The organism is Streptococcus australis (assembly GCF_019930045.1).
Lineage (GTDB): Bacteria > Bacillota > Bacilli > Lactobacillales > Streptococcaceae > Streptococcus > Streptococcus australis_D.
Genome location: NZ_JAHZQQ010000008.1, coordinates 1 through 19,789 on the forward strand (window position 1 = coordinate 1; position 19,789 = coordinate 19,789).

Sequence of the window (19,789 nt, forward strand, 5' to 3'; positions counted from 1 at the left end):
TTTGTGTGAATACTTACAGTTTACCCCAATGAAACGCTATGAGTTTTTTTGTTGCACTATATTTTACAATTTATCATAAAGAAAAAGGCTCAGGATTTTCCTGAGCCTAAATGCATTTCTTATTGTTCCACAGCTTGAGCTGCTGTGATCAAAGTCAATTTGTAAACGTCATCTGCATTACATCCGCGAGAAAGGTCATTTACTGGTTTGTTCAACCCTTGCAAAACTGGACCTACTGCTGCAAAGCCACCAAGACGTTCTGCCATCTTGTACCCAATGTTACCTGCCTCAATACCTGGGAAGATAAAGACATTGGCTTGTCCTGCCACCTTACTTCCTGGAGCTTTCAATGCTGCTGTTTCTGGTACAAAGGCAGCGTCAAATTGCAATTCCCCGTCAATTTCAAGGTCTGGACGAAGTTCATGAGCGATTTTTGTTGCTTCAACAACCTTATCAACACTTTCACCGAAACCAGAACCTTTAGTTGAATAGCTCAACATGGCGATTTTCGGATCAATGCCAAACATCTTGGCTGTGATAGCAGAGTTGATGGCAATTTCAGCCAAGCCTTCAGCATCTGGATTGATGTTAATCGCACAGTCTCCAAACAAGTAACGTTCAGATCCACGAACCATGAGGAAGGCACCTGAAGTGCGTTTGACATTCGGACGAGTTTTGATAATTTGAAGAGCTGGACGAACAGTTGCAGCTGTTGAGTGAATGGCACCTGATACCATACCATCAACGATTCCCAGATGTACCAACATAACACCAAAGTAGTTGACATCGTCTTGCAAAATTTGACGCGCTTCCTCTTCTGTCATTTTACCCTTCCGACGTTCTACCAAGGAAGCTACCATCTCATCGAAGCCTGCGTAAGAATGCGGGTCGATAACTTCGTATCCTTCCAAAACTCCTTCAATTTCAAGGTAAATACGAATCTTATCTGGATTACCAAGCAAGACAGGTGTAACGTCTGTTTCTTTTACAATCCGTTTTGCTGCTTGCAGAATACGAGGTTCTTCCCCTTCTGGTAACACAATACGGGCATTCTTACCAACGAGGTTGGCTTTGAGGCTTTCAAAAACTTCCATGAGTTTCTCCTTTGAAAAAAATTAATTATTTGATAACTGTTTTAAGACTTGGCTAAAATCATCTGGCAGAGAGCTTTCAATTCGGAGCTCCTCTTCCAAAAAAGGATGATAGAAAGCCAAGGAATGGCAATGCAAGGCTTGTCGAAGAATCCCATCTTCTAACGAACCTCCATAGAGATCATCTCCCAAGAGTGGAAAACCAATATGAGAAAAATGAACGCGAATCTGATGGGTCCGGCCTGTATGCAACTGGATATCCACTAGATGAATATCACCAAAAGACTGGACAACTTGGTAGCTAGTATGAGCATACTTGCCACCTTTTGCTACCTTTCGGGTAATAATGGAGTCTTCATCACGCGCAATGGGGGCAATGATATCCCCCTTGCTTTCCAACTCACCCTTGCCCTTTACCAATGCAAAGTAACGTTTTTGAATGGTCTTAGCCTGAAGTTGCTTATCTAAACGAGCATGGGCATAGCCATGTTTGGCAAAAAGCATGATCCCACTGGTATCCTTGTCTAAACGGGTGACAATATGAACGAGCTGATTTTCATACTGATTGCGAACATAGTAACCCTTAACAAAGTTTGCAATGGTATTGGAATGAAGGGAACTAGGAATGGATGCCACTCCTGCCGGTTTGTTGATGACCAAGAAATGATCGTCTTCGTACAAGATTTCCAAATCCCGATCAATGGCCTCCAAGGCTTCATAACCTTCCTCAGAGGGAATATCAATCGTTACCTTATCTCCGATATCCAGAAGATAAATGGCATTTTGTTCGACGCCATTGACTAAAATCTGGCCTCCAGAAAACTTGATTTTGGCCAATAAGCCTTTTGAAACCTGATGTTTCTTCAGAAAGGTTTTAACCTTGACATGTTCATCTGCAATAAACTCGAACCTCATTCGTCAATATCTCCGATAAAGGCATCCTTGACCCGATTCCAGAAACTGGTATGACTTGGACTCGCTACGAAATTGATCTTGTGGTTATCAATCTGGTACTCGATATGGGCGATATTTCGATAGGAATAGGTTGAATTATCGACAGAGAGAATGTGAAAACCTGGCCGGCTAGGCGTGATTTCAATCTTATCTTTTTTGGGAACAATAATCGATGACCCCAAAGTTCGATAGACACGATTATTCAGACTAGCGATTTCAGCAATCTGAAGTGCTTCAATCGTCGGGTGAAGCACAGCGCCACCCAAGGATTTGTTATAAGCTGTGCTACCTGTGGGGGTCGAAACCGTAATGCCATCCCCTCTAAAACGCTCAAAATGAACGCCATTGATGGTTAAATCAGCCACCATGGTTCGATCGCTTCGCTTAATCGTCGCTTCGTTAAGGGCTCGCATAATCTTCGTATCCCCATTATCAAAAGTCACTTTGACATTCAGGATTGGGTAAGATACCTTGGCACCTGTATCGAACTTGAGATTTTCTACCAACTTGTCAATCTCATCATCTAAATAGTCCGTATAAAATCCAAGATGCCCCGTATGCACCCCAACAAAACGAACCCGATCCAATTGACTCTCGTACTTATGAAAAGCCGAAAGCAACATGCCATCCCCACCGATAGAGATCACGATATCCGGATGCTTCTCGGTTAAGATAAAATTATTCTTTTTTAATTTATAACGAAGTTGCTGAAAAACCTCTTCGCTTTGGCGTTTTCGATTTCGAATAATCGAAACCTTTTTACCTGTAGTCCTCATCTGTATCATCACTATTTCCGACGCCATCGTTTAATTTACGATGCATTGGATCAAAAAGAGCTTGCGCCTCCTGAATGGCATCACGAATGGCACCCATTTCCTCATCGAGTTGATAAGCCAAATTCGCGGTGACTTCAAGACGCTTCTTAATCTCGTCCGGAAAATCTCCTTTATATTTGTAATTTAATGAGTGTTCAATGGTGGCCCAGAAATTCATAGACAAAGTACGAATCTGAATCTCTGCCAAAATCGTTTCATAGCCATTAATGGTATCTACTGGATACTCTACCACTACATGATAGCTTCGATACCCACTTGATTTCTTGTGACGAATATAGTCTCGTTCTTGAACCACACGCATATCCTGACGCTTCCGCAAGACTTCTAGGACTTCGTCTACGTCGTCTACAAATTGAACCATGACCCTCAGACCAGCAATATCTTGCATATCTTGAGCCAGGTTCTCTTCAGAGATACTCCTACGTTCCATCTTTTCGAGAATACTCTCAATCGGCTTCACACGACCGGTCACAAACTCGATTGGGGAATGCTTTTGTTGTTTGCGATACTGCTTTCTTATCCCACGAAGTTTAATCTTCAACTCCCCAACTGCTTGGATATAGGGATCTAAAAAATTTTCCCAATCAATCGCCATTGAATCACCTTGTCATCTCAAAGTTTTTTGTATAAAATAAACACATCTATTATTATATCATAAAGAGCTTGCAAACGAAAGAAAAGGACGTAGCTATGAATCATTTAGAAATTGAATTTAAAACCTTACTAACCAAAGAAGAGTACCATTCTCTAGAAGACTTTTTCAAAGACCAACCACCTATCCGACAAACCAATCACTATATTGACACGCCCGACCAAGCTATTCGGAATCATCGGATGGCCTTGCGAATTCGTACCTTAGCTGATCGGGCTGAGCTAACCCTTAAAGTACCGCAAGATGCGGGACATTTTGAATACAATCAAGCCCTTACTTTTGAACAAGTAGAAACCTTTCTCTCCGAGAAAAAACTCCCTCAAGGTGAGATTGCCAGCTTTCTCACTGATTTAGACATTCCTCTAACTTCCTTAGATGTCTGGGGAAGTCTAGAAACGGAGAGACGGGAGAAAAGAATCCCTAAAGGTTTATTAGCTTTTGACCGTAGTCGCTATAACTCTATCGAGGACTATGAGTTAGAAATGGAGGTGGATGCCGCTTCAGATGAAACTTATTTTCACGAATTTCTCAAGGAAAAACAAATTGAATACAAGCCAGCCAAAAGTAAAGTAGCAAGATTGGCTCAAAGTTTGCTAAAAAGCTGAAATTACTGAATTTTTTTGCTAAAATAAGACTAGACAAAAATATCTAAATGAGGATCAAACACATGTCAGAAAAAAACAATATGAAGCTCTTCGCACTCAACTCCAATCAAGAAATTGCACAAAAAATTTCGGAAGTTGCTGGTATCCCACTCGGAAAGCTTTCTTCACGTCAATTCTCAGATGGTGAAATCCAAATTAATATCGAAGAAAGTGTGCGTGGATATGATATTTACATCATCCAATCTACTAGCTTCCCAGTGAACAATCACTTAATGGAATTGTTAATCATGGTAGATGCTTGCCAACGAGCAAGTGCCCATACCGTAAACGTGGTCCTTCCATACTTTGGGTATGCCCGTCAAGACCGCACTGCTGCTCCTCGCGAACCAATTACAGCAAAATTGGTTGCCAACATGCTTGTCAAGGCAGGAGTAGACCGTGTTGTAACCCTCGATCTTCATGCGGTTCAAGTACAAGGCTTCTTCGATATCCCAGTAGACAACTTGTTCACGATTCCTCTATTTGCTGATCACTATATCAAACAAGGTTTAACCGGTTCAGATGTAGTGGTTGTCAGCCCTAAAAATTCTGGAGTGAAACGCGCACGCAATCTTGCAGAATATCTAGATGCCCCAATTGCTATCATCGACTACGCCCAAGACGACTCTAGCCGTGACGAGGGCTACATCATCGGGGATGTTAAAGGTAAAAAAGCAATCCTGATCGATGATATTCTAAATACAGGAAAAACCTTCTCTGAGGCTGCAAAAATTGTCCAACGCGACGGCGCTACTGAGATTTATGCCGTTTCAAGTCACGGACTTTTCGTTAAGGGAGCTGCGGAATTACTAGACCAAGCACCGATTAAAGAAATTTTGGTTACAGACTCTGTAGCAACCAAAGAGCAAAAACCAAAAAATGTAAAATACATTACTGCAAGCGAATTGATTGGAGATGCCCTTGTACGTATACAAGAGCGTAAACCAGTTAGTCCACTCTTTGCATACCACAAGAAATAAGGTGATGGCGTGATTTATTTTGACAATGCGGCAACCACTCCCCTAAGCCCAGGAGTAATCAAGGTGATGACAGAAACGATGGAAACCAGTTTCGGAAATCCCTCTAGTCTCCACTCCCACGGTCGCCAAGCGAAAAAGATTCTTAGAGACGCTAGGGAATGCGTTGCAACTTGTTTAAAGACCTCTAGTCAACAGATTATCTTCACATCTGGCGGGACCGAAAGCAATAACACTGTTATAAAGGGCTACTGTCTCAAACATAGACAGCAAGGGAAGCATATTATTACCACGGCTATTGAGCACCATGCCGTCCTTGAACCGATTGAGTACTTGGTTCAAGAATATGGATTTGAAGTAACCATCATTCAACCGGTCGATCAAAAAATTCGACCTGAAGATATTCGAGCTGCACTTCGTTCCGATACTATTTTAGTATCCACCATGTATGCCAACAACGAAACAGGCGATCTCTTACCCATCAAGGACATTTCTGACCTTTTAAAAGACCATCCTGCTGCTTTTCATGTCGATGCCGTTCAAGCCGTTGGTAAACTTGCTGTAGCCCCTGAAGAGCTGGGAATTGACTTTTTAACCGCATCCGCTCATAAATTTCACGGGCCTAAAGGCGTCGGCGTCCTCTATGCTAGAAAGCCTGACTTTTTCAATCTCTTACACGGGGGTGACCAAGAAGACAAACGTCGAGCTAGCACAGAGAACTTGATTTCAATTGCTGGAATGGCTCAAGCCCTTAAAGAAGCAACTGATCAGTTAGACGCAAATTATCAGTACATTCAGAGCTTATCTGATCGTATCCTAACTGGCCTAGAAGATTTAGATTTCTATCTGAATAGCACAGACTCCAAACTTCCTCATGTCTTGAACATTGGCTTCCCTGGTATCAGCAATGATATCTTAATGCTTCGTTTAGATATGGCAGGGATTTCAGTCTCAACTGGCTCTGCTTGTACTGCGGGGACTGTTCAGCCAAGTCATGTCCTTGCAGCTTATTATGGCGAAGCTTCACCTCGCTTGAAGGAATCTATTCGCATTAGTTTATCCGAATTCAATACGACTGCTGAGGTCGATACTTTTGTAACAACTATACACAAAATTTTAGGAGAATTACATGGCATTTGAAACATCTGTCTCATTACCAAACTGCGATTACACATACGCAATCCATCCAAATATTAAAAAATATACCCTACGCGACAATACTTTTGCACAAACAAAGGTTGGAAACTACGAATTAAATCGTTTGTTAGAAGCTGTTCCAAATAGCGGAGATGGCTTTAAGTTAAAAATTATCATCAATAAGGATTTAACAGGATTTAAAATTAACATTACTGACAAGTCAGGCCTTCGTTTGGTAAATATTTTTAAAAATCCAGAAAACAAGATTATCCAACAAAAATTCTACTTCCTCATGGACAGTTTAGTGGAACGTGAAATCTTTGAAAGGATTGAAAAGTAATGACCAATGGTCCTGTAGTCCTCACCTATTTGGATGCATACCAAAAGGAACGTCAGGTTAGCTACGACAACATAGATCACTGTCTATTAGCCTTCTCAGGCTGTGTGACGATTCCAGATTCCTATCAGGTTGTTTCTGTTACCTACAAGGAGCAAACCTTACCTTTCACTGGAAAAATCGGTGACTTCTATCGCTATCTGATTCAGTTTGATCAGAGTTTAAGAAATTCCAATTAAGAAAGAAAAGCACCGTTTTGGTGTTTTTTTAGTAGAAGATAGTTGCTTTTTTCACAAACTTTTTATAAAATAGATTTGAAAGGTTGTGATATTGTGAAACAAGATAAGACTAATCCAATTCCTCGTGCTACTGCCAAACGACTCTCCTTGTATTACCGCATTTTTAAACGCTTTAATGCAGAGAAAATCGAACGAGCAAATTCAAAACAGATTGCTGAAGCCATCGGGATTGATTCCGCAACTGTTCGTCGAGACTTCTCCTACTTTGGAGAGCTGGGACGACGTGGTTTTGGTTATGATGTCAAAAAGTTAATGAACTTCTTTGCCGATCTCTTGAATGATAACTCCATCACCAATGTTGCTATCGTCGGGATTGGAAATATGGGGAGTGCCCTTCTTCACTATCGCTTCCATGAGCGAAACAAAATGAAAATTGTCATGGCATTTGATACGGATGATCATGAGTTAGTCGGCACTAAAAGTAAAGATGGTATACCGATTTACGGGATCTCCACACTAAAAGAAAAACTTGAGGGACAAGAGATTCAAACAGCCATTTTAACCGTTCCAAGTGTAAAATCTCAAGAAGTTGCAGATTTACTAGTTGAAGCCGGTATCAAGGGAATCCTTAGCTTTTCTCCCGTACACTTAACAGTTCCAAAAGATGTGGTAGTCCAATATGTCGACCTAACCAGTGAACTGCAAACCCTTCTCTACTTTATGCGTAAAAATTCATGATAAGCAAAGAGGCTGGGACAAAAGTCCTAGCCTCTCAATTGTCTTTGTATTATCGAGCAAGACGCAGTGGTTTAATGGGCTCTACCACGCTGATTTCATCAGCTTTTACAGCCCTACTCAACTGTGCGGAGGTGGGACGACGAAATCGAATTCTAACGAATTACCGATTTCTGTCCCACTCTCTTTTTCTATACCAATAAATCTGTTTCTTCCCGGTAGCTATAATAATCATCAGTTGAGACAATCAGATGGTCCAGAAAAACAATTCCTAGACAATTGCAGGCTTCTATCATTTGTTGGGTGACACCATCATCATTCTTGCTAGGATGAATGATCCCGGACGGGTGGTTGTGAACCAAGATTAAGGATGTCGCCATATGCTTGATGGCATAGTGCAAGATTTCTCTCGGTTCTGCAATGCTACGATTGACTGTTCCGATAAAGATCACTTGCTGATGGATAATTTGATTTTGGGTATTCAGATACAAGGCCAGTAAATGCTCCTGTTTCTCATGGCCTATTTTTTGTTGCATCATTTTTGCCAGCTTCTGACTACTCATGATTTGTTCCGTTTCAATCACTTCAGAAGTCTGTATTCGTTTCCCTAGTTCAATAGCAGCTAACAGCTCAATGGCCTTAACTTTCCCAATTCCTGGAACTTCCTGTAACTCCTGAAAACTCATACTAGCCAGTTCTTTTAAACTCTTTAGTGAGCCCAGCAGGTCCTGAGCGATCTCGTAGACTGGTTTATTTTTGTTCCCCGTCCGTAATAAGATGGACAGCAATTCTTGATGACTGAGCTTATCAGGGCCCTCTGTTAGCAAGCGTTCTCTAGGTAAGAGACCAGATTCTTGAAATACAATATGATACATAAAAAACCTCCTCAATTAATAATTCGCAATTGAGGAGGAAAAAGGACGATTCCGTAAAAATTAAATTGGACAAACTGCTTCTCTTAAGTTTTCAAGAATTCTAGTTTCTTCATTTGAGAAGTTAATTCTATAGCATTCTTGCACTTGTTCCAAAGACGCAAGAAATTGACGAATTTCGTATCGAATTAAGTGCTCTTGATCATCAGGAAGGTTTTCAATGGTTTCGAAGACCTGTTCAACTTCGTAGATCCCCTTGGTAATGAGCCCTGTTTTGGGGAAATCATTGACCAGTAAGCCATAGAAGTTTCTTAACAAAGTATAGATATCTTCTGTGCGCATTTAGTTCCTCCAAGTTTCTTTCTATCACTCTTCTATTATAAAATAGAAAGCATGTAAAAATATGTCAGTCAGGTAACATTTTATGACTATCCTCTTACAAGTTGGCAGAAAATTAACAGAAAAAAAGGGGTCAAGGACCTCTTTTCAGATTGAAAACAAAGTAATTTAAAAAACTTTCCTTAGGTGAGTACGGACGTCAGCGAACTTCGTAGAAGTTCCATGACTAATTATTGAGTCTAATGTCTCAATAATTCCGAGTGCCTGAATGAACAGTGTTTCAGGCACTTTTCTCACAGCGGAAAGTTTTGCTTCTTCTTAAATGAGTAAAAATAAAAGTCATTTTTTGAAAATCATCCAGCTGTTTTATGTAACATAACAATTTGTCTACATTCAAAAAAGAGGTCAAGGACCTCTTTTTAAGTTGATTATAATTGCATTTGATTATAAGACTTGCTGAAAGCTTCTAAAATCTCTTTTGGAGCTTGATCATAGTCTACAGACGTTTCTAACGTACCTTTAACAATAATCCGATTGGTTGCAGCTAAATCATCACAGGTAACCAAAGTAATCTCATTAACACCTTCGTGGTCAGCAATAACATCAATACGATCCGGAGATACTGTTTCCAAAGAGGTAATCACATAGGTATAGATCTTTTCTTTATCTGTGACATAGATTTTCATTCCAGCTTTGGCATGTTCTAATGGAGAGAAGAGCATTTCATTTGCCCCTGTTAAACCAAAGACATGGTGACTAGCCAAGGAGTAATTTCTTTGCCCCATAACCTGGTCCTCTTTCATGGTACCTGCCCCATAATAGAGTCCCACATTATCTAAGCCTTTAAAAATCGGAAGGTTCATCTTCAATTCAGGAATTGCTATCCCCCCAATAACAGGCAACTTCTGCGCCTGCCACTGGGCATTGATAACAGATTCTGTAGAAAGCGATTTGACTTCTTTAAAATCAAAGCTAGTCTTAGCATCTTTGTTCTTATCGATGGTCTTTTTTGATACCTTGTTGACTTGATACTGATTGGTATGCCAAACCATGATCATGTTCCGAATCGGAGCATTAAAGATCAAGGCAATAGACAAAAGGATTAGTAAGGTAGCAAAGATATTAATCAAGCGATTTCGTAAGCTTGTTTTCTTCTTTTTTCTTCTTGAAGCCATTATTTATCCTACCCTTCACTTTCAGTTTCAGTCTCTGACTCATCTTTTTCGTCAGCTTGAACAGTTGTAAAGGTTACGATTTGGGCATCTTGATCCAGACGCATCACTTTCACACCCATGGTCGAACGTCCAGTTTGAGAAATATTGGCGACGCTGGTACGAATCATGACACCTGTATTGGTGATAATCATCAAATCTTCATCTCCTTTGACAGTCATGAGACCGGCCAGAGGACCATTCTTATCAACCACATTAGCAGTTTTAATCCCTTTACCACCACGTCCTTTTGTTGGATACTCATCAGCACGCGTGCGTTTACCGTATCCCTTTTCAGTGATGATCAATACTTCATCTTGATCTGTAATGACGCTTGCACCGACCACTTGGTCACCTGGACGAAGGTTGACACCTCGTACCCCAGTTGCCGAACGGCCCATATTCCGTACGACAGACTCATTGAAGCGGACAGAATAACCAAATTTTGTCCCGATGATCACGTCCGTATTTCCGTCTGTGAGGAAGACGTTGATCAGCTCATCCTCATCTTTAAGGTTAAGAGCTTTCAAGCCATTTTGACGAATATTAGCAAACTCAGCTACACTGGTCCGTTTTACCAAACCTGAGCGGGTTGTAAAGAAGAGATAAGCGTCTTCACTACGATCCTGAGCGACGTTAATAATGGTCTGAATGGATTCTCCGTCATCTAACTTGAGCAAGTTGACAATTGGAAGTCCCTTAGCTGTACGGCCGTATTCAGGAATTTCATAGCCTTTCAGACGGTAAACCCGTCCCTTATTGGTAAAGAAGAGCAAACGATCATGGGTGCTGGTAGAAACCAATTCACGGACAAAGTCATCATCCTTGACCCCTGTACCTTGAACACCACGTCCCCCACGTTTTTGAGCAGTAAATTCATCTTGATCCAATCGTTTGATGTAACCTTTGTTAGAGAGAGTGATCAAAACATTGCTTTCTTCGATCAAATCTTCGTCTTCTAGTGATAGAACTTCTCCTACCATCAATTCTGTCCGACGTGGATCTCCAAACTTCCGTTTGACCTCGTCCAATTCTTCCTTGATAATCGCAACTACACGCTCTGGCTTGGCTAAAATATCAGCAAGATCAGCAATCAAGGCAACGAGATCATCGTATTCGCTTTGAATCTTGTCACGTTCTAAACCAGTCAAACGACGAAGACGCATATCCAAAATAGCTTGGCTTTGACGCTCAGAAAGCTTAAACTTACTCATCAATTCTGCTTGTGCTTCTGCATCTGTCTGGCTATTACGGATGATTTTAATCACTTCATCGATGTGATCAAGAGCGATTAAGAGACCTTCCAAGATATGGGCACGAGCTTCCGCCTTCTCTTTATCAAAGATGGTCCGACGAGTCACTACTTCTTTTTGGTGCTCAATATAAGATCCTAAAATCTCACGAAGAGAGAGAATCTTAGGGACACCATTTTGAATTGCCAACATGTTGAAACCAAAATTGGTTTGCATTTGGGTCATCTTGAAGAGGTTGTTTAAGATAACATTAGCTGAGGCATCACGGCGCACTTCGATGACGAAACGAACTCCTTCCCGGTTAGACTCATCCCGAACTGCTGTAATCCCATCGATTCGTTTTTCTTGAACCAAACGAACGATATGTTCATGCACTTTAGTCTTATTGACCATATAAGGAAATTCTGTAACAACAATGCGTTCACGGCCTGTCTTGGTCTCTTCAATTTCCGTCCGAGACCGCAAGACAATTGAGCCTTTTCCTGTTTCATAGGCCTTATGAATACCTGATTTGCCCATGACCAAGGCACCGGTAGGGAAATCTGGTCCAGGAAGCACCTCCATCAGCTCACGTGTGGTCACATCAGGATTGTCCATCATTAGCTTGACAGCATCAATAGACTCACCGAGGTTGTGTGGAGGGATATTTGTCGCCATCCCTACCGCAATCCCTGTCGCTCCATTGACTAACAAGTTAGGGAAGCGAGCTGGAAGGACGTTTGGTTCGCGTTCACTGGCATCATAGTTATCTGTGAAATCAACTGTATTCTTGTTGATATCCCGAAGCATTTCAAGAGCAATCTTGCTCATACGAGCTTCTGTATACCGTTGGGCCGCAGCCCCATCACCATCCATAGAACCAAAGTTCCCATGCCCATCTACGAGCATGTAACGATAGCTCCACCATTGAGCCATCCGAACCATAGCCTCATAAATAGAAGAGTCCCCGTGTGGATGGTATTTACCCATAACATCCCCAGTAATACGGGCAGATTTCTTATGTGGTTTATCTGGTGTAACTCCAAGTTCATTCATTCCATAAAGAATCCGACGATGAACTGGCTTTAAACCATCTCGCACGTCAGGAAGAGCCCGAGACACGATAACACTCATAGCGTAATCGATGAAACTGGTCTTCATTTCCGATGTTAAGTTAACATCAACTAAGTTATTATCCTGCATTAAAACAATGCCTCTCTTTAATTAATTCACCATACTATTATAACACATTTAGGACTTTTTTTCTCCTTCGGAACACAAGAGTAAAAACGTTTACATCGTCCAAATTAGGCGTAAAACCGTGACAAAGAAAAGTAAAAGTGGTAGAATAAATGCGAATGGGGAAACCCCAAAAAATAGAAGGAGACGTTTAGAATAATGACATTAACTAAACAACATAAAAAAGTTATCCTTGTTGGTGACGGCGCTGTAGGTTCATCTTATGCTTTCGCACTTGTTACTCAAGGTATCGCACAAGAATTAGGTATCATCGAAATTCCTCAATTGTTTGAAAAAGCGGTTGGTGATGCTGAAGACCTTAGCCACGCACTTGCCTTCACTTCTCCTAAGAAGATTTATGCTGCTAAGTACGAAGACTGTGCGGATGCTGACCTCGTTGTTATTACTGCGGGTGCTCCTCAAAAACCAGGTGAAACTCGTCTTGACCTTGTTGGTAAAAACCTTGCCATCAACAAATCAATCGTTGAACAAGTTGTTGCTTCTGGTTTCGACGGTATCTTCCTTGTAGCCGCTAACCCAGTTGACGTCTTGACTTACTCTACTTGGAAATTCTCAGGTTTCCCTAAAGAACGTGTTATCGGTTCAGGTACTTCTCTTGACTCAGCTCGTTTCCGTCAAGCACTTGCTGAAAAGATTGGTGTTGACGCTCGTTCAGTCCATGCCTACATCATGGGTGAACACGGTGACTCAGAGTTTGCTGTTTGGTCACATGCCAACGTTGCCGGCGTGAAATTGGAACAATGGTTGCAAGCAAACCGTGACTTGAATGAGGCTGACCTTGTAGATCTCTTCATCTCTGTACGTGATGCTGCTTACTCAATCATCAACAAGAAAGGGGCTACTTACTACGGTATCGCCGTTGCCCTTGCACGTATTACTCGTGCCATCCTTGATGATGAAAATGCTGTACTTCCACTTTCAGTCTTCCAAGAAGGACAATACGGAGTTGAGAACGTCTTTATCGGTCAACCAGCGATCGTTGGTGCGCACGGTATCGTTCGTCCAGTAAACATCCCATTGAACGACGCTGAAACACAAAAGATGCAAGCATCTGCAAAAGAATTGCAAGCAATTATCGATGAAGCATGGAAGAACCCAGAATTCCAAGCAGCTTCTAAAAACTAAACAAAACATTAAACACCATGTCTTAGGACATGGTGTTTTCTTGATCTCATTATTATGAAATCCTAGAGAGCCCTGAGAGCCCAATTCTGCTCTTAAAAACTCAATGCTATCTTCTTCATCCAAAAACAAAAAAAAGAGAGCCACAAGGCTCTCCTATCGTCATCCACCCTGAGAGAATCGAACTCCCATCTCAAGAACCGGAATCTTACGTGATATCCATTACACTAAGGGTGGCAACTATGATAGTATATCAAAAAATCGATCATTTTACAAGTAAAAAAAGCTTGCCTAAGCAAGCTTTTTATGTTGATTACAATTCAATATCACCAAACAAGTCAGCCATTGAGAATCCAGTTTGAGTTTCTGGAAGTTCAAAGTCACGTTTTTCTTGTTTTGGACGACGTGGACGTTGTTGACGTTTTTCTTGTTTTTCGCCTTCTTCTTGAGCTGGACGTTCTTCAAGAGCTTTGATAGAAAGTGATACACGTTCATCAGCAGCATTTACTTCAAGAACTTTAACAGTTACTTCTTGTCCAACTTTAAGTACATCTTTTGGATTTTCAACACGTTTGTGTGAAATTTGTGAGATGTGTACAAGTCCATCGATACCTGGCAATACTTCAACGAATGCACCGAAGTCAGTCAAACGTTTAACAGTACCTTCGATGACATCACCAGCAGCCAATTTTTGTTCTACGCCATCCCATGGTCCAGGTGTTGTAGCTTTCAATGAAAGTGATACGCGACCATCTTCTTCGTTCAAGTCAAGGACTTTCACTTCGATTTCTTCACCAACAGTTACAACTGATTTAGGTGAAACGTTGCGTTCGTGTGACAATTCAGTCAAGTGAACCAATCCATCAACACCACCAAGGTCGATGAAAGCACCAAAGCTAGTGATACGAGCAACTTTACCAGTTACAACGTCACCAACGTTCAATTTACCAAATACTTCAGCGCGAGCTGCAGCTGATGCAGCTTCAACAACTTCACGACGAGAAAGGATGAAGCGGTTTTCTTTTGCGTCAACTTCTTTGATTTTAGCATCAAATTCTTGACCTACGAAACGTTCAGTGTTACGTACAAAACGAGTATCAAGCATTGAAGCTGGAATAAATCCACGAAGTCCTTCAAATTCTACTGAAAGTCCGCCCTTAACTGCGCGAGTTCCTTTAACAGTAACAACTTCTTCTTCACGTCCGACCAATTTGTCCCATGCTTTGCGAGCTTCCAAACGTTTTTTAGATACAAGGTAAGTTACTGTATCAGTATCTTTACCAACTACTTGACGAAGAACAAGCAATTCAAGTGTTTCACCTGGTTTAACCAAGTCATTGATGTCAGCATCACGATCGTTTGTCAATTCGCGAAGAGTCAAGACACCTTCGACACCAGTTCCAGAGATTGCAACGTTAGCTTGTGTAGCGTCAACTGTCAAAACTTCAGCAGTAACAACATCACCTGGCTCAACTTGGCTAACACTGTTTAGCAAATCTTCAAATTCATTCATCTAAAAAATCCTCCAACAATCAAGTTTTCTAAACTTGACATACTTATAATTATTTTTCCTAAGCAAGCACTCGCAACGAAATCAAAATGATCTACAACGACTTCTTCATATAAAGAAATAAAATACCTGAGTAGATATTTTACCACCTTATCTGATATTACCTAGAACTGGGGTAGCTGGATTCGAACCAACGCATGAGGGAGTCAAAGTCCCTTGCCTTACCGCTTGGCTATACCCCAAAAGTGAAATGGAGAGAGAGGGATTCGAACCCCCGAACCCGAAGGAGCGGATTTACAGTCCGCCGCGTTTAGCCTCTTCGCTATCTCTCCAAGCAAATCAACAGACACAATTATACCATTGATTTCATGAAAATGCAACCCCTTATTTGTTCAAATTATAATTTTCGATGGCACTTTCCACTGCTTTTTCCAGTGATTTATAAAGACTTTCTACGGCTCCGTTTTTCACAAGAGCGAACTGAGCCCCCATATCAGCAATCTCAGCAATAGCCTTCTTCCCAATCGCTAATTGGTAGCCATCAAAGGTATCTTTTCCTACAACTACCTTGCTATCAGAAATTTGGATTTCGATTTTTTTATCTTTTTTACTCATTCTTCTACCTCATTTCAACCCCTTTATTTTACAAAATTTTTCACATGCTTGCAAGCCGAAAATGTTTCATGATTAAATTATTTTAATTTGCTAGTATCTCTTCCTAAGAAAAAAGAGGGAGTCCTCCTCCCTCTGATCATTCCTTTAATCGTTTACTTTGAAAATCCATCCTTCTGGTGCTTCAATATCACCAAACTGGATGCCCGTTAATTCATCATAAAGCTTGCGGGTAACCGGTCCTACTTCCGTTTCTGAATAGAAGACATGGAAGTCATCTCCGTGCTGAACTCCCCCAATTGGTGAAATAACTGCAGCAGTTCCACAAGCCCCTGCTTCAACAAAGCGGTCCAAGTTATCGATTGGGACATCCCCTTCGATTGGTGTCAAACTAAGACGGTGCTCGGCAAGATAGAGCAAGGAATACTTGGTAATGGATGGCAGAATAGATGGGCTAAGTGGTGTCACAAACTCATTATCAGCTGTGATCCCAAAAAAGTTAGCAGATCCCACTTCTTCAATCTTGGTGTGGGTTGCAGGATCCAAGTAAATCACGTCTGAGAAGTTCCGAGACTTAGCTAATTTACCAGGTAAGAGGCTAGCGGCATAGTTTCCACCGACTTTCGCTGCGCCTGTCCCATGAGGAGCTGCCCGGTCATAGTCGTCTTGGATCAAGAAGTTGGTTGGAACCAAGCCACCCTTGAAGTAGTTTCCGACTGGCATAGCAAAGATCGTAAAGATGTATTCCTCTGCTGGCTTCACCCCAATGATATCTCCGACTCCAATCAACAATGGACGAAGATAGAGGGTTCCACCTGTTCCATATGGTGGGACATATTCTTCATTGGCACGCACTACTGCCTTACAAGCATCCACAAACATATCCGTTGGAACTTGAGGCATCAAAAGACGATCGGCGGTCCGTTGAAGACGTTTGGCATTTTCATCCGGACGGAACAATTGAATGCTGCCATCTTTTGTCCGGTAGGCTTTCAGACCCTCGAAAGCTTGCTGTCCATAGTGTAAACTCGGAGAAGATTCAGAAATATGAAGCGTGGCATCTTCGGATAGTTCTCCTTTTTCCCAGGCACCATTACGATAATAGGCGATGTAGCGGTAAGGTAATTTCATATAAGAAAATCCAAGATTTTCCCAATCAAGTGATACTGTCATGTCAGTTTTCCTTCTTCCATTCAAGACTTGCTAATTAGCAAGAGCCACCACAAAGGATGACTTTATTCATGTACTCTATTTTACACCATTTCATGAGAATTTCAAGTGAAATTTGCAATTTTCAGAAAATTTATCAAGCAAAAAAATTAGCCATAAACTGGCTAATTTTATTTTTATTTAATTCTAGCAGTAAAGACTTCTTGATCAGAAATTTGATCATTGACAAAAGAACCATTGCTAGTTCGTTCTGACAAGCTGAGTTGGGTAACATCCACTTCTGTCACCTGACCTGTTGTGGAGGTAATCTGAAGGATTTGATCCTGCTCTCCCACTTCTTCCTGGCTCGTAAAGAGATCAAAATCTCCCTGGTCAGTGAAGACTGGACCTGCCTTAAAGACGCGGTGTGGTTTAGACTTCAGTTCACGCAGGACCTGCAGTCCACGTTTAGCACGGCTGGTCACAGGAATATCATCTTGTGACATCCGTTTGAGACTGCCTCGTTGGGTCAGGATATACATGCTTGGTGTCGTTGACTTAAAGACGGCTACCACTTGATCTCCATCTTTGAGGTTAATGGCTTTAACACCTGCTGCTTTGGCCCCTACCACTGGAACCTCTTCAATATTGAATCGGAGGCCATAACCATTCTTAGTAATGATCATGATGTCCTCGAGGACCACTGGTGCAACCGCTACGATACGGTCCTCTTGGTCCTTCAGTTTAGCGTACTTAGTTGATTTAGAACGATAGGTCCGCCATGGGCTCAATTCCTTGCGTTCAAAACGCTTGATTTGGCCTTGTTGGGTAGCTGCAAAGTATGTCACGCCCTCAAACTGATCTACAATCTCTGCAAAGAGGATTTCTTCTTCCTGCTCGAAATTGGTCAAGGTCTGACTGAGGTGCTCGCCAATGTCCTTCCACTTGGTATCTGCCAATTCATGAACAGGTCGATAGATGGCATTCCCCAAGTTGGTAAAGAGTAAGAGATGCTGAGTCGTCTTAGCAGGCTCTACGAAAATCAACTCATCGTCGTCCCGCTTACCGACTTCCTCCACTGTCGACGCATTGAAGGAACGAGGAGAGGTCCGTTTAATGTAACCCGCACGGGTCACGCTGACGAAGGTTTCCTCTTCAACGATCAGACTGGCTGTATCAATCTCAATCGTTTTAGCAGTGTCTTGCAATTCACTGCGACGCGGATTACCAAAGAGCTTCTTGACTTCACGCAATTCCTTCTTCATGAGGTTAAACATAGTCCGTTCATCCCCAATGATGGCTGCCAAGGTCGCGATTTGCTCCTTGAGACTAGCATGCTCTTCTTCCAAGGTCACGATGTCCGTATTGGTCAAGCGGTACAATTGCAAGGTGACAATAGCTTCTGCTTGTTCTTCCGTGAAATCGTAGCTGACCTTGAGGTTTTCCTTAGCATCTGCCTTATTATCAGAAGCACGGATCAAGGCGATGACTTCATCCAGGATGGAAATGACGCGGATCAAGCCCTCTACGATGTGGAGCCGTCGTTCTGCCTTTTCCTTATCAAAGCGCGAACGAGCGACAATGATATCCCGACGGTGAGCAATGTAGCTAGATAGAATCGGTACAATCCCCACTTGACGAGGGGTATAATTGTCAATCGCCACCATATTGAAGTTGTAGTTGATCTGCAAGTCTGTGTACTTGAACAAGTAGTTCAAGATTAGATCAGCATTGGCATCTTTCTTGAGCTCAATGGCAATACGAAGACCATCTCGGTCAGACTCATCCCGGACTTCCGCAATACCCGCCACCTTGTTGTTAACACGGACATCGTCGATCTTCTTGACCAAAACTGCCTTGTTGATCTCATAAGGGATTTCGGTAACAACGATTTGCTGCTTACCACCTTTGAGTTGCTCGATTTCTGTCTTAGAACGGACAACCACCCGGCCCTTACCAGTTTCATAGGCTCTCTTGATCTCATCACGCCCTTGGATAATGGCACCAGTCGGGAAGTCAGGCCCAGGTAGAAACTCCATGAGCTTGTATACCTTGGCAGATGGATGGTCGATCATGTAGACCACGGCATCGATGACTTCAGCGAGATTATGTGGCGGAATATCTGTCGCGTAACCAGCTGAAATTCCTGTAGCTCCATTGACCAAAAGGTTTGGAAAGGCCGCCGGCAAAACAGTTGGCTCTTTTTCTGTATCGTCAAAGTTCCAGGCAAACGGCACTGTGTTCTTTTCGATATCTTGCAAAAGATAACCAGCGATTTCAGACAAACGCGCTTCCGTATAACGCATGGCCGCTGGTGGATCACCGTCCATGGAGCCATTGTTTCCGTGCATTTCGACTAGGATCTCGCGGTTCTTCCAGTCTTGAGACATGCGGACCATGGCATCATAGATCGAACTATCCCCGTGAGGGTGAAAATTCCCCATGATGTTTCCGACAGACTTGGCAGACTTACGGTAGCCCTTGTCATGGGTATTCCCGTCCTTATTCATAGAATAAAGAATCCGCCGTTGAACAGGTTTCAAGCCATCCCGAATATCAGGAAGGGCCCGCTCTTGAATAATGTATTTGGAGTAGCGACCAAAGCGCTCTCCCATGATGTCCTCTAAAGACATATTTTGGATATTACTCATATAAGATACAAAGGGACGTTTCGGCTTGCCGAAAATTTCTGTAGAAAAATAGGAAATCGATGCAGGGTTCCATGAACCCAAAGCGATTTATCTTTTTTCCTAGGAAATTAGTCCCGTGTTCAGTTACTACAAGTAACCAAACGATCCTTTCTGTAGTTTTTAATACGTGGTTAAATGTTGGAATCAAGAGTTTCACACAATTTAGGGCGTGTTCAACTCCTTTCAAAGA

At 42.0% G+C, this 19,789-nt stretch carries 19 protein-coding genes and 3 tRNA genes; 7 read left to right on the forward strand and 15 right to left on the reverse strand.

What is annotated here, in order from left to right; translation table 11 throughout:
• Nucleotides 1–119 precede the first annotated feature (119 nt).
• Genes pta through K1J10_RS02760 form a run of 4 tightly spaced genes read right to left on the reverse strand, consistent with a single transcriptional unit; the run spans nucleotide 120 to nucleotide 3,476 of the window.
• Nucleotides 120–1,094: a phosphate acetyltransferase gene (gene pta / locus K1J10_RS02745; RefSeq protein WP_195549828.1), complete on the reverse strand. Its 975-nt coding sequence runs from the start codon at nucleotides 1,092–1,094 to the stop codon at nucleotides 120–122.
• Between the two features lie 21 nt (nucleotides 1,095–1,115).
• Nucleotides 1,116–2,006: an RluA family pseudouridine synthase gene (locus tag K1J10_RS02750; protein ID WP_223355790.1), complete on the reverse strand. Its 891-nt coding sequence runs from the start codon at nucleotides 2,004–2,006 to the stop codon at nucleotides 1,116–1,118.
• Nucleotides 2,003–2,821, reverse strand: a complete 819-nt coding sequence (locus tag K1J10_RS02755; protein WP_281281320.1) for an NAD kinase — start codon at nucleotides 2,819–2,821, stop codon at nucleotides 2,003–2,005. The genes K1J10_RS02750 and K1J10_RS02755 overlap by 4 nt, the downstream gene beginning before the upstream one ends.
• Nucleotides 2,805–3,476, reverse strand: a complete 672-nt coding sequence (locus K1J10_RS02760) for a GTP pyrophosphokinase (RefSeq protein ID WP_061563942.1) — start codon at nucleotides 3,474–3,476, stop codon at nucleotides 2,805–2,807. Before K1J10_RS02760 ends, K1J10_RS02755 begins: the two co-directional genes overlap by 17 nt.
• A gap of 95 nt (nucleotides 3,477–3,571) precedes the next feature.
• Between K1J10_RS02760 and K1J10_RS02765 the strand changes: the two genes are divergently transcribed.
• The 6 genes from K1J10_RS02765 to K1J10_RS02790 all read left to right on the forward strand — a co-directional run bounded on the left by K1J10_RS02765 (nucleotide 3,572) and on the right by K1J10_RS02790 (nucleotide 7,605).
• On the forward strand, nucleotides 3,572–4,138 hold the full coding sequence (locus K1J10_RS02765; RefSeq protein ID WP_223355791.1) for a CYTH domain-containing protein: 567 nt from the start codon (nucleotides 3,572–3,574) through the stop codon (nucleotides 4,136–4,138).
• 62 nt (nucleotides 4,139–4,200) lie between these two features.
• Nucleotides 4,201–5,157, forward strand: a complete 957-nt coding sequence (locus K1J10_RS02770; protein WP_048788987.1) for a ribose-phosphate diphosphokinase — start codon at nucleotides 4,201–4,203, stop codon at nucleotides 5,155–5,157.
• Between the two features lie 9 nt (nucleotides 5,158–5,166).
• Nucleotides 5,167–6,294 carry a cysteine desulfurase family protein gene (locus K1J10_RS02775; protein WP_223355792.1) on the forward strand — a complete coding sequence of 376 codons (1,128 nt, stop codon included), beginning with the start codon at nucleotides 5,167–5,169 and terminating at the stop codon, nucleotides 6,292–6,294.
• Nucleotides 6,284–6,631 (forward strand): DUF1831 domain-containing protein, encoded by a 348-nt coding sequence (locus tag K1J10_RS02780; protein WP_023023159.1) that lies wholly within the window; start codon nucleotides 6,284–6,286, stop codon nucleotides 6,629–6,631. The genes K1J10_RS02775 and K1J10_RS02780 overlap by 11 nt, the downstream gene beginning before the upstream one ends.
• Nucleotides 6,631–6,867: a DUF4649 family protein gene (locus K1J10_RS02785; protein ID WP_223355793.1), complete on the forward strand. Its 237-nt coding sequence runs from the start codon at nucleotides 6,631–6,633 to the stop codon at nucleotides 6,865–6,867. The genes K1J10_RS02780 and K1J10_RS02785 overlap by 1 nt, the downstream gene beginning before the upstream one ends.
• A 93-nt stretch (nucleotides 6,868–6,960) precedes the next feature.
• Nucleotides 6,961–7,605: a redox-sensing transcriptional repressor Rex gene (locus K1J10_RS02790; RefSeq protein ID WP_129822082.1), complete on the forward strand. Its 645-nt coding sequence runs from the start codon at nucleotides 6,961–6,963 to the stop codon at nucleotides 7,603–7,605.
• Between the two features lie 188 nt (nucleotides 7,606–7,793).
• Here the strand turns inward: K1J10_RS02790 and radC are convergent, their stop codons facing one another.
• The 4 genes from radC to gyrA all read right to left on the reverse strand — a co-directional run bounded on the left by radC (nucleotide 7,794) and on the right by gyrA (nucleotide 12,459).
• On the reverse strand, nucleotides 7,794–8,477 hold the full coding sequence (radC, locus tag K1J10_RS02795; protein WP_156676355.1) for a RadC family protein: 684 nt from the start codon (nucleotides 8,475–8,477) through the stop codon (nucleotides 7,794–7,796).
• Between the two features lie 60 nt (nucleotides 8,478–8,537).
• Nucleotides 8,538–8,816: a porphobilinogen deaminase gene (locus tag K1J10_RS02800; protein ID WP_223355794.1), complete on the reverse strand. Its 279-nt coding sequence runs from the start codon at nucleotides 8,814–8,816 to the stop codon at nucleotides 8,538–8,540.
• 425 nt (nucleotides 8,817–9,241) lie between these two features.
• Nucleotides 9,242–9,988 (reverse strand): class A sortase, encoded by a 747-nt coding sequence (locus tag K1J10_RS02805; protein WP_223355795.1) that lies wholly within the window; start codon nucleotides 9,986–9,988, stop codon nucleotides 9,242–9,244.
• A gap of 8 nt (nucleotides 9,989–9,996) precedes the next feature.
• On the reverse strand, nucleotides 9,997–12,459 hold the full coding sequence (gene gyrA / locus K1J10_RS02810) for a DNA gyrase subunit A (RefSeq protein WP_195610893.1): 2,463 nt from the start codon (nucleotides 12,457–12,459) through the stop codon (nucleotides 9,997–9,999).
• A gap of 195 nt (nucleotides 12,460–12,654) precedes the next feature.
• Between gyrA and K1J10_RS02815 the strand changes: the two genes are divergently transcribed.
• The gene (locus K1J10_RS02815; RefSeq protein WP_195324000.1) at nucleotides 12,655–13,641 is read left to right on the forward strand and encodes an L-lactate dehydrogenase; all 987 of its coding nucleotides are present in this window, start codon (nucleotides 12,655–12,657) and stop codon (nucleotides 13,639–13,641) included.
• Nucleotides 13,642–13,803: 162 nt separating this feature from the next.
• Here K1J10_RS02815 and K1J10_RS02820 read toward each other — a convergent pair.
• The 7 genes from K1J10_RS02820 to parC all read right to left on the reverse strand — a co-directional run bounded on the left by K1J10_RS02820 (nucleotide 13,804) and on the right by parC (nucleotide 19,560).
• A tRNA-Arg gene (locus K1J10_RS02820) sits at nucleotides 13,804–13,875 on the reverse strand.
• Nucleotides 13,876–13,951: 76 nt separating this feature from the next.
• The gene (gene rpsA / locus K1J10_RS02825; protein WP_223355796.1) at nucleotides 13,952–15,151 is read right to left on the reverse strand and encodes a 30S ribosomal protein S1; all 1,200 of its coding nucleotides are present in this window, start codon (nucleotides 15,149–15,151) and stop codon (nucleotides 13,952–13,954) included.
• Between the two features lie 167 nt (nucleotides 15,152–15,318).
• Nucleotides 15,319–15,390: transfer RNA gene (locus K1J10_RS02830), tRNA-Gln, on the reverse strand.
• 9 nt (nucleotides 15,391–15,399) lie between these two features.
• Nucleotides 15,400–15,480 (reverse strand) — tRNA-Tyr (locus K1J10_RS02835).
• Nucleotides 15,481–15,532: 52 nt separating this feature from the next.
• Nucleotides 15,533–15,763: a DUF2969 domain-containing protein gene (locus K1J10_RS02840; RefSeq protein ID WP_048715920.1), complete on the reverse strand. Its 231-nt coding sequence runs from the start codon at nucleotides 15,761–15,763 to the stop codon at nucleotides 15,533–15,535.
• 144 nt (nucleotides 15,764–15,907) lie between these two features.
• Nucleotides 15,908–16,933 carry a branched-chain amino acid aminotransferase gene (locus K1J10_RS02845; RefSeq protein ID WP_061563932.1) on the reverse strand — a complete coding sequence of 342 codons (1,026 nt, stop codon included), beginning with the start codon at nucleotides 16,931–16,933 and terminating at the stop codon, nucleotides 15,908–15,910.
• Between the two features lie 173 nt (nucleotides 16,934–17,106).
• Nucleotides 17,107–19,560, reverse strand: a complete 2,454-nt coding sequence (gene parC / locus K1J10_RS02850; protein ID WP_223355828.1) for a DNA topoisomerase IV subunit A — start codon at nucleotides 19,558–19,560, stop codon at nucleotides 17,107–17,109.
• Nucleotides 19,561–19,789: the final 229 nt, after the last annotated feature.

Coding starts and splice junctions, on each gene's coding strand:
- K1J10_RS02770 (WP_048788987.1), top strand. CDS start 4,201: ATGTCAGAAAAAAACAATATGAAGCTCTTCGCACTCAACTCCAATCAA.
- parC (WP_223355828.1), bottom strand. CDS start 19,560: ATGAGTAATATCCAAAATATGTCTTTAGAGGACATCATGGGAGAGCGC.
- K1J10_RS02800 (WP_223355794.1), bottom strand. CDS start 8,816: ATGCGCACAGAAGATATCTATACTTTGTTAAGAAACTTCTATGGCTTA.
- K1J10_RS02765 (WP_223355791.1), top strand. CDS start 3,572: ATGAATCATTTAGAAATTGAATTTAAAACCTTACTAACCAAAGAAGAG.
- K1J10_RS02760 (WP_061563942.1), bottom strand. CDS start 3,476: ATGGCGATTGATTGGGAAAATTTTTTAGATCCCTATATCCAAGCAGTT.
- pta (WP_195549828.1), bottom strand. CDS start 1,094: ATGGAAGTTTTTGAAAGCCTCAAAGCCAACCTCGTTGGTAAGAATGCC.
- K1J10_RS02785 (WP_223355793.1), top strand. CDS start 6,631: ATGACCAATGGTCCTGTAGTCCTCACCTATTTGGATGCATACCAAAAG.
- K1J10_RS02755 (WP_281281320.1), bottom strand. CDS start 2,821: ATGAGGACTACAGGTAAAAAGGTTTCGATTATTCGAAATCGAAAACGC.
- K1J10_RS02750 (WP_223355790.1), bottom strand. CDS start 2,006: ATGAGGTTCGAGTTTATTGCAGATGAACATGTCAAGGTTAAAACCTTT.
- K1J10_RS02815 (WP_195324000.1), top strand. CDS start 12,655: ATGACATTAACTAAACAACATAAAAAAGTTATCCTTGTTGGTGACGGC.
- radC (WP_156676355.1), bottom strand. CDS start 8,477: ATGTATCATATTGTATTTCAAGAATCTGGTCTCTTACCTAGAGAACGC.
- K1J10_RS02780 (WP_023023159.1), top strand. CDS start 6,284: ATGGCATTTGAAACATCTGTCTCATTACCAAACTGCGATTACACATAC.
- K1J10_RS02805 (WP_223355795.1), bottom strand. CDS start 9,988: ATGGCTTCAAGAAGAAAAAAGAAGAAAACAAGCTTACGAAATCGCTTG.
- rpsA (WP_223355796.1), bottom strand. CDS start 15,151: ATGAATGAATTTGAAGATTTGCTAAACAGTGTTAGCCAAGTTGAGCCA.
- K1J10_RS02845 (WP_061563932.1), bottom strand. CDS start 16,933: ATGACAGTATCACTTGATTGGGAAAATCTTGGATTTTCTTATATGAAA.
- K1J10_RS02840 (WP_048715920.1), bottom strand. CDS start 15,763: ATGAGTAAAAAAGATAAAAAAATCGAAATCCAAATTTCTGATAGCAAG.
- gyrA (WP_195610893.1), bottom strand. CDS start 12,459: ATGCAGGATAATAACTTAGTTGATGTTAACTTAACATCGGAAATGAAG.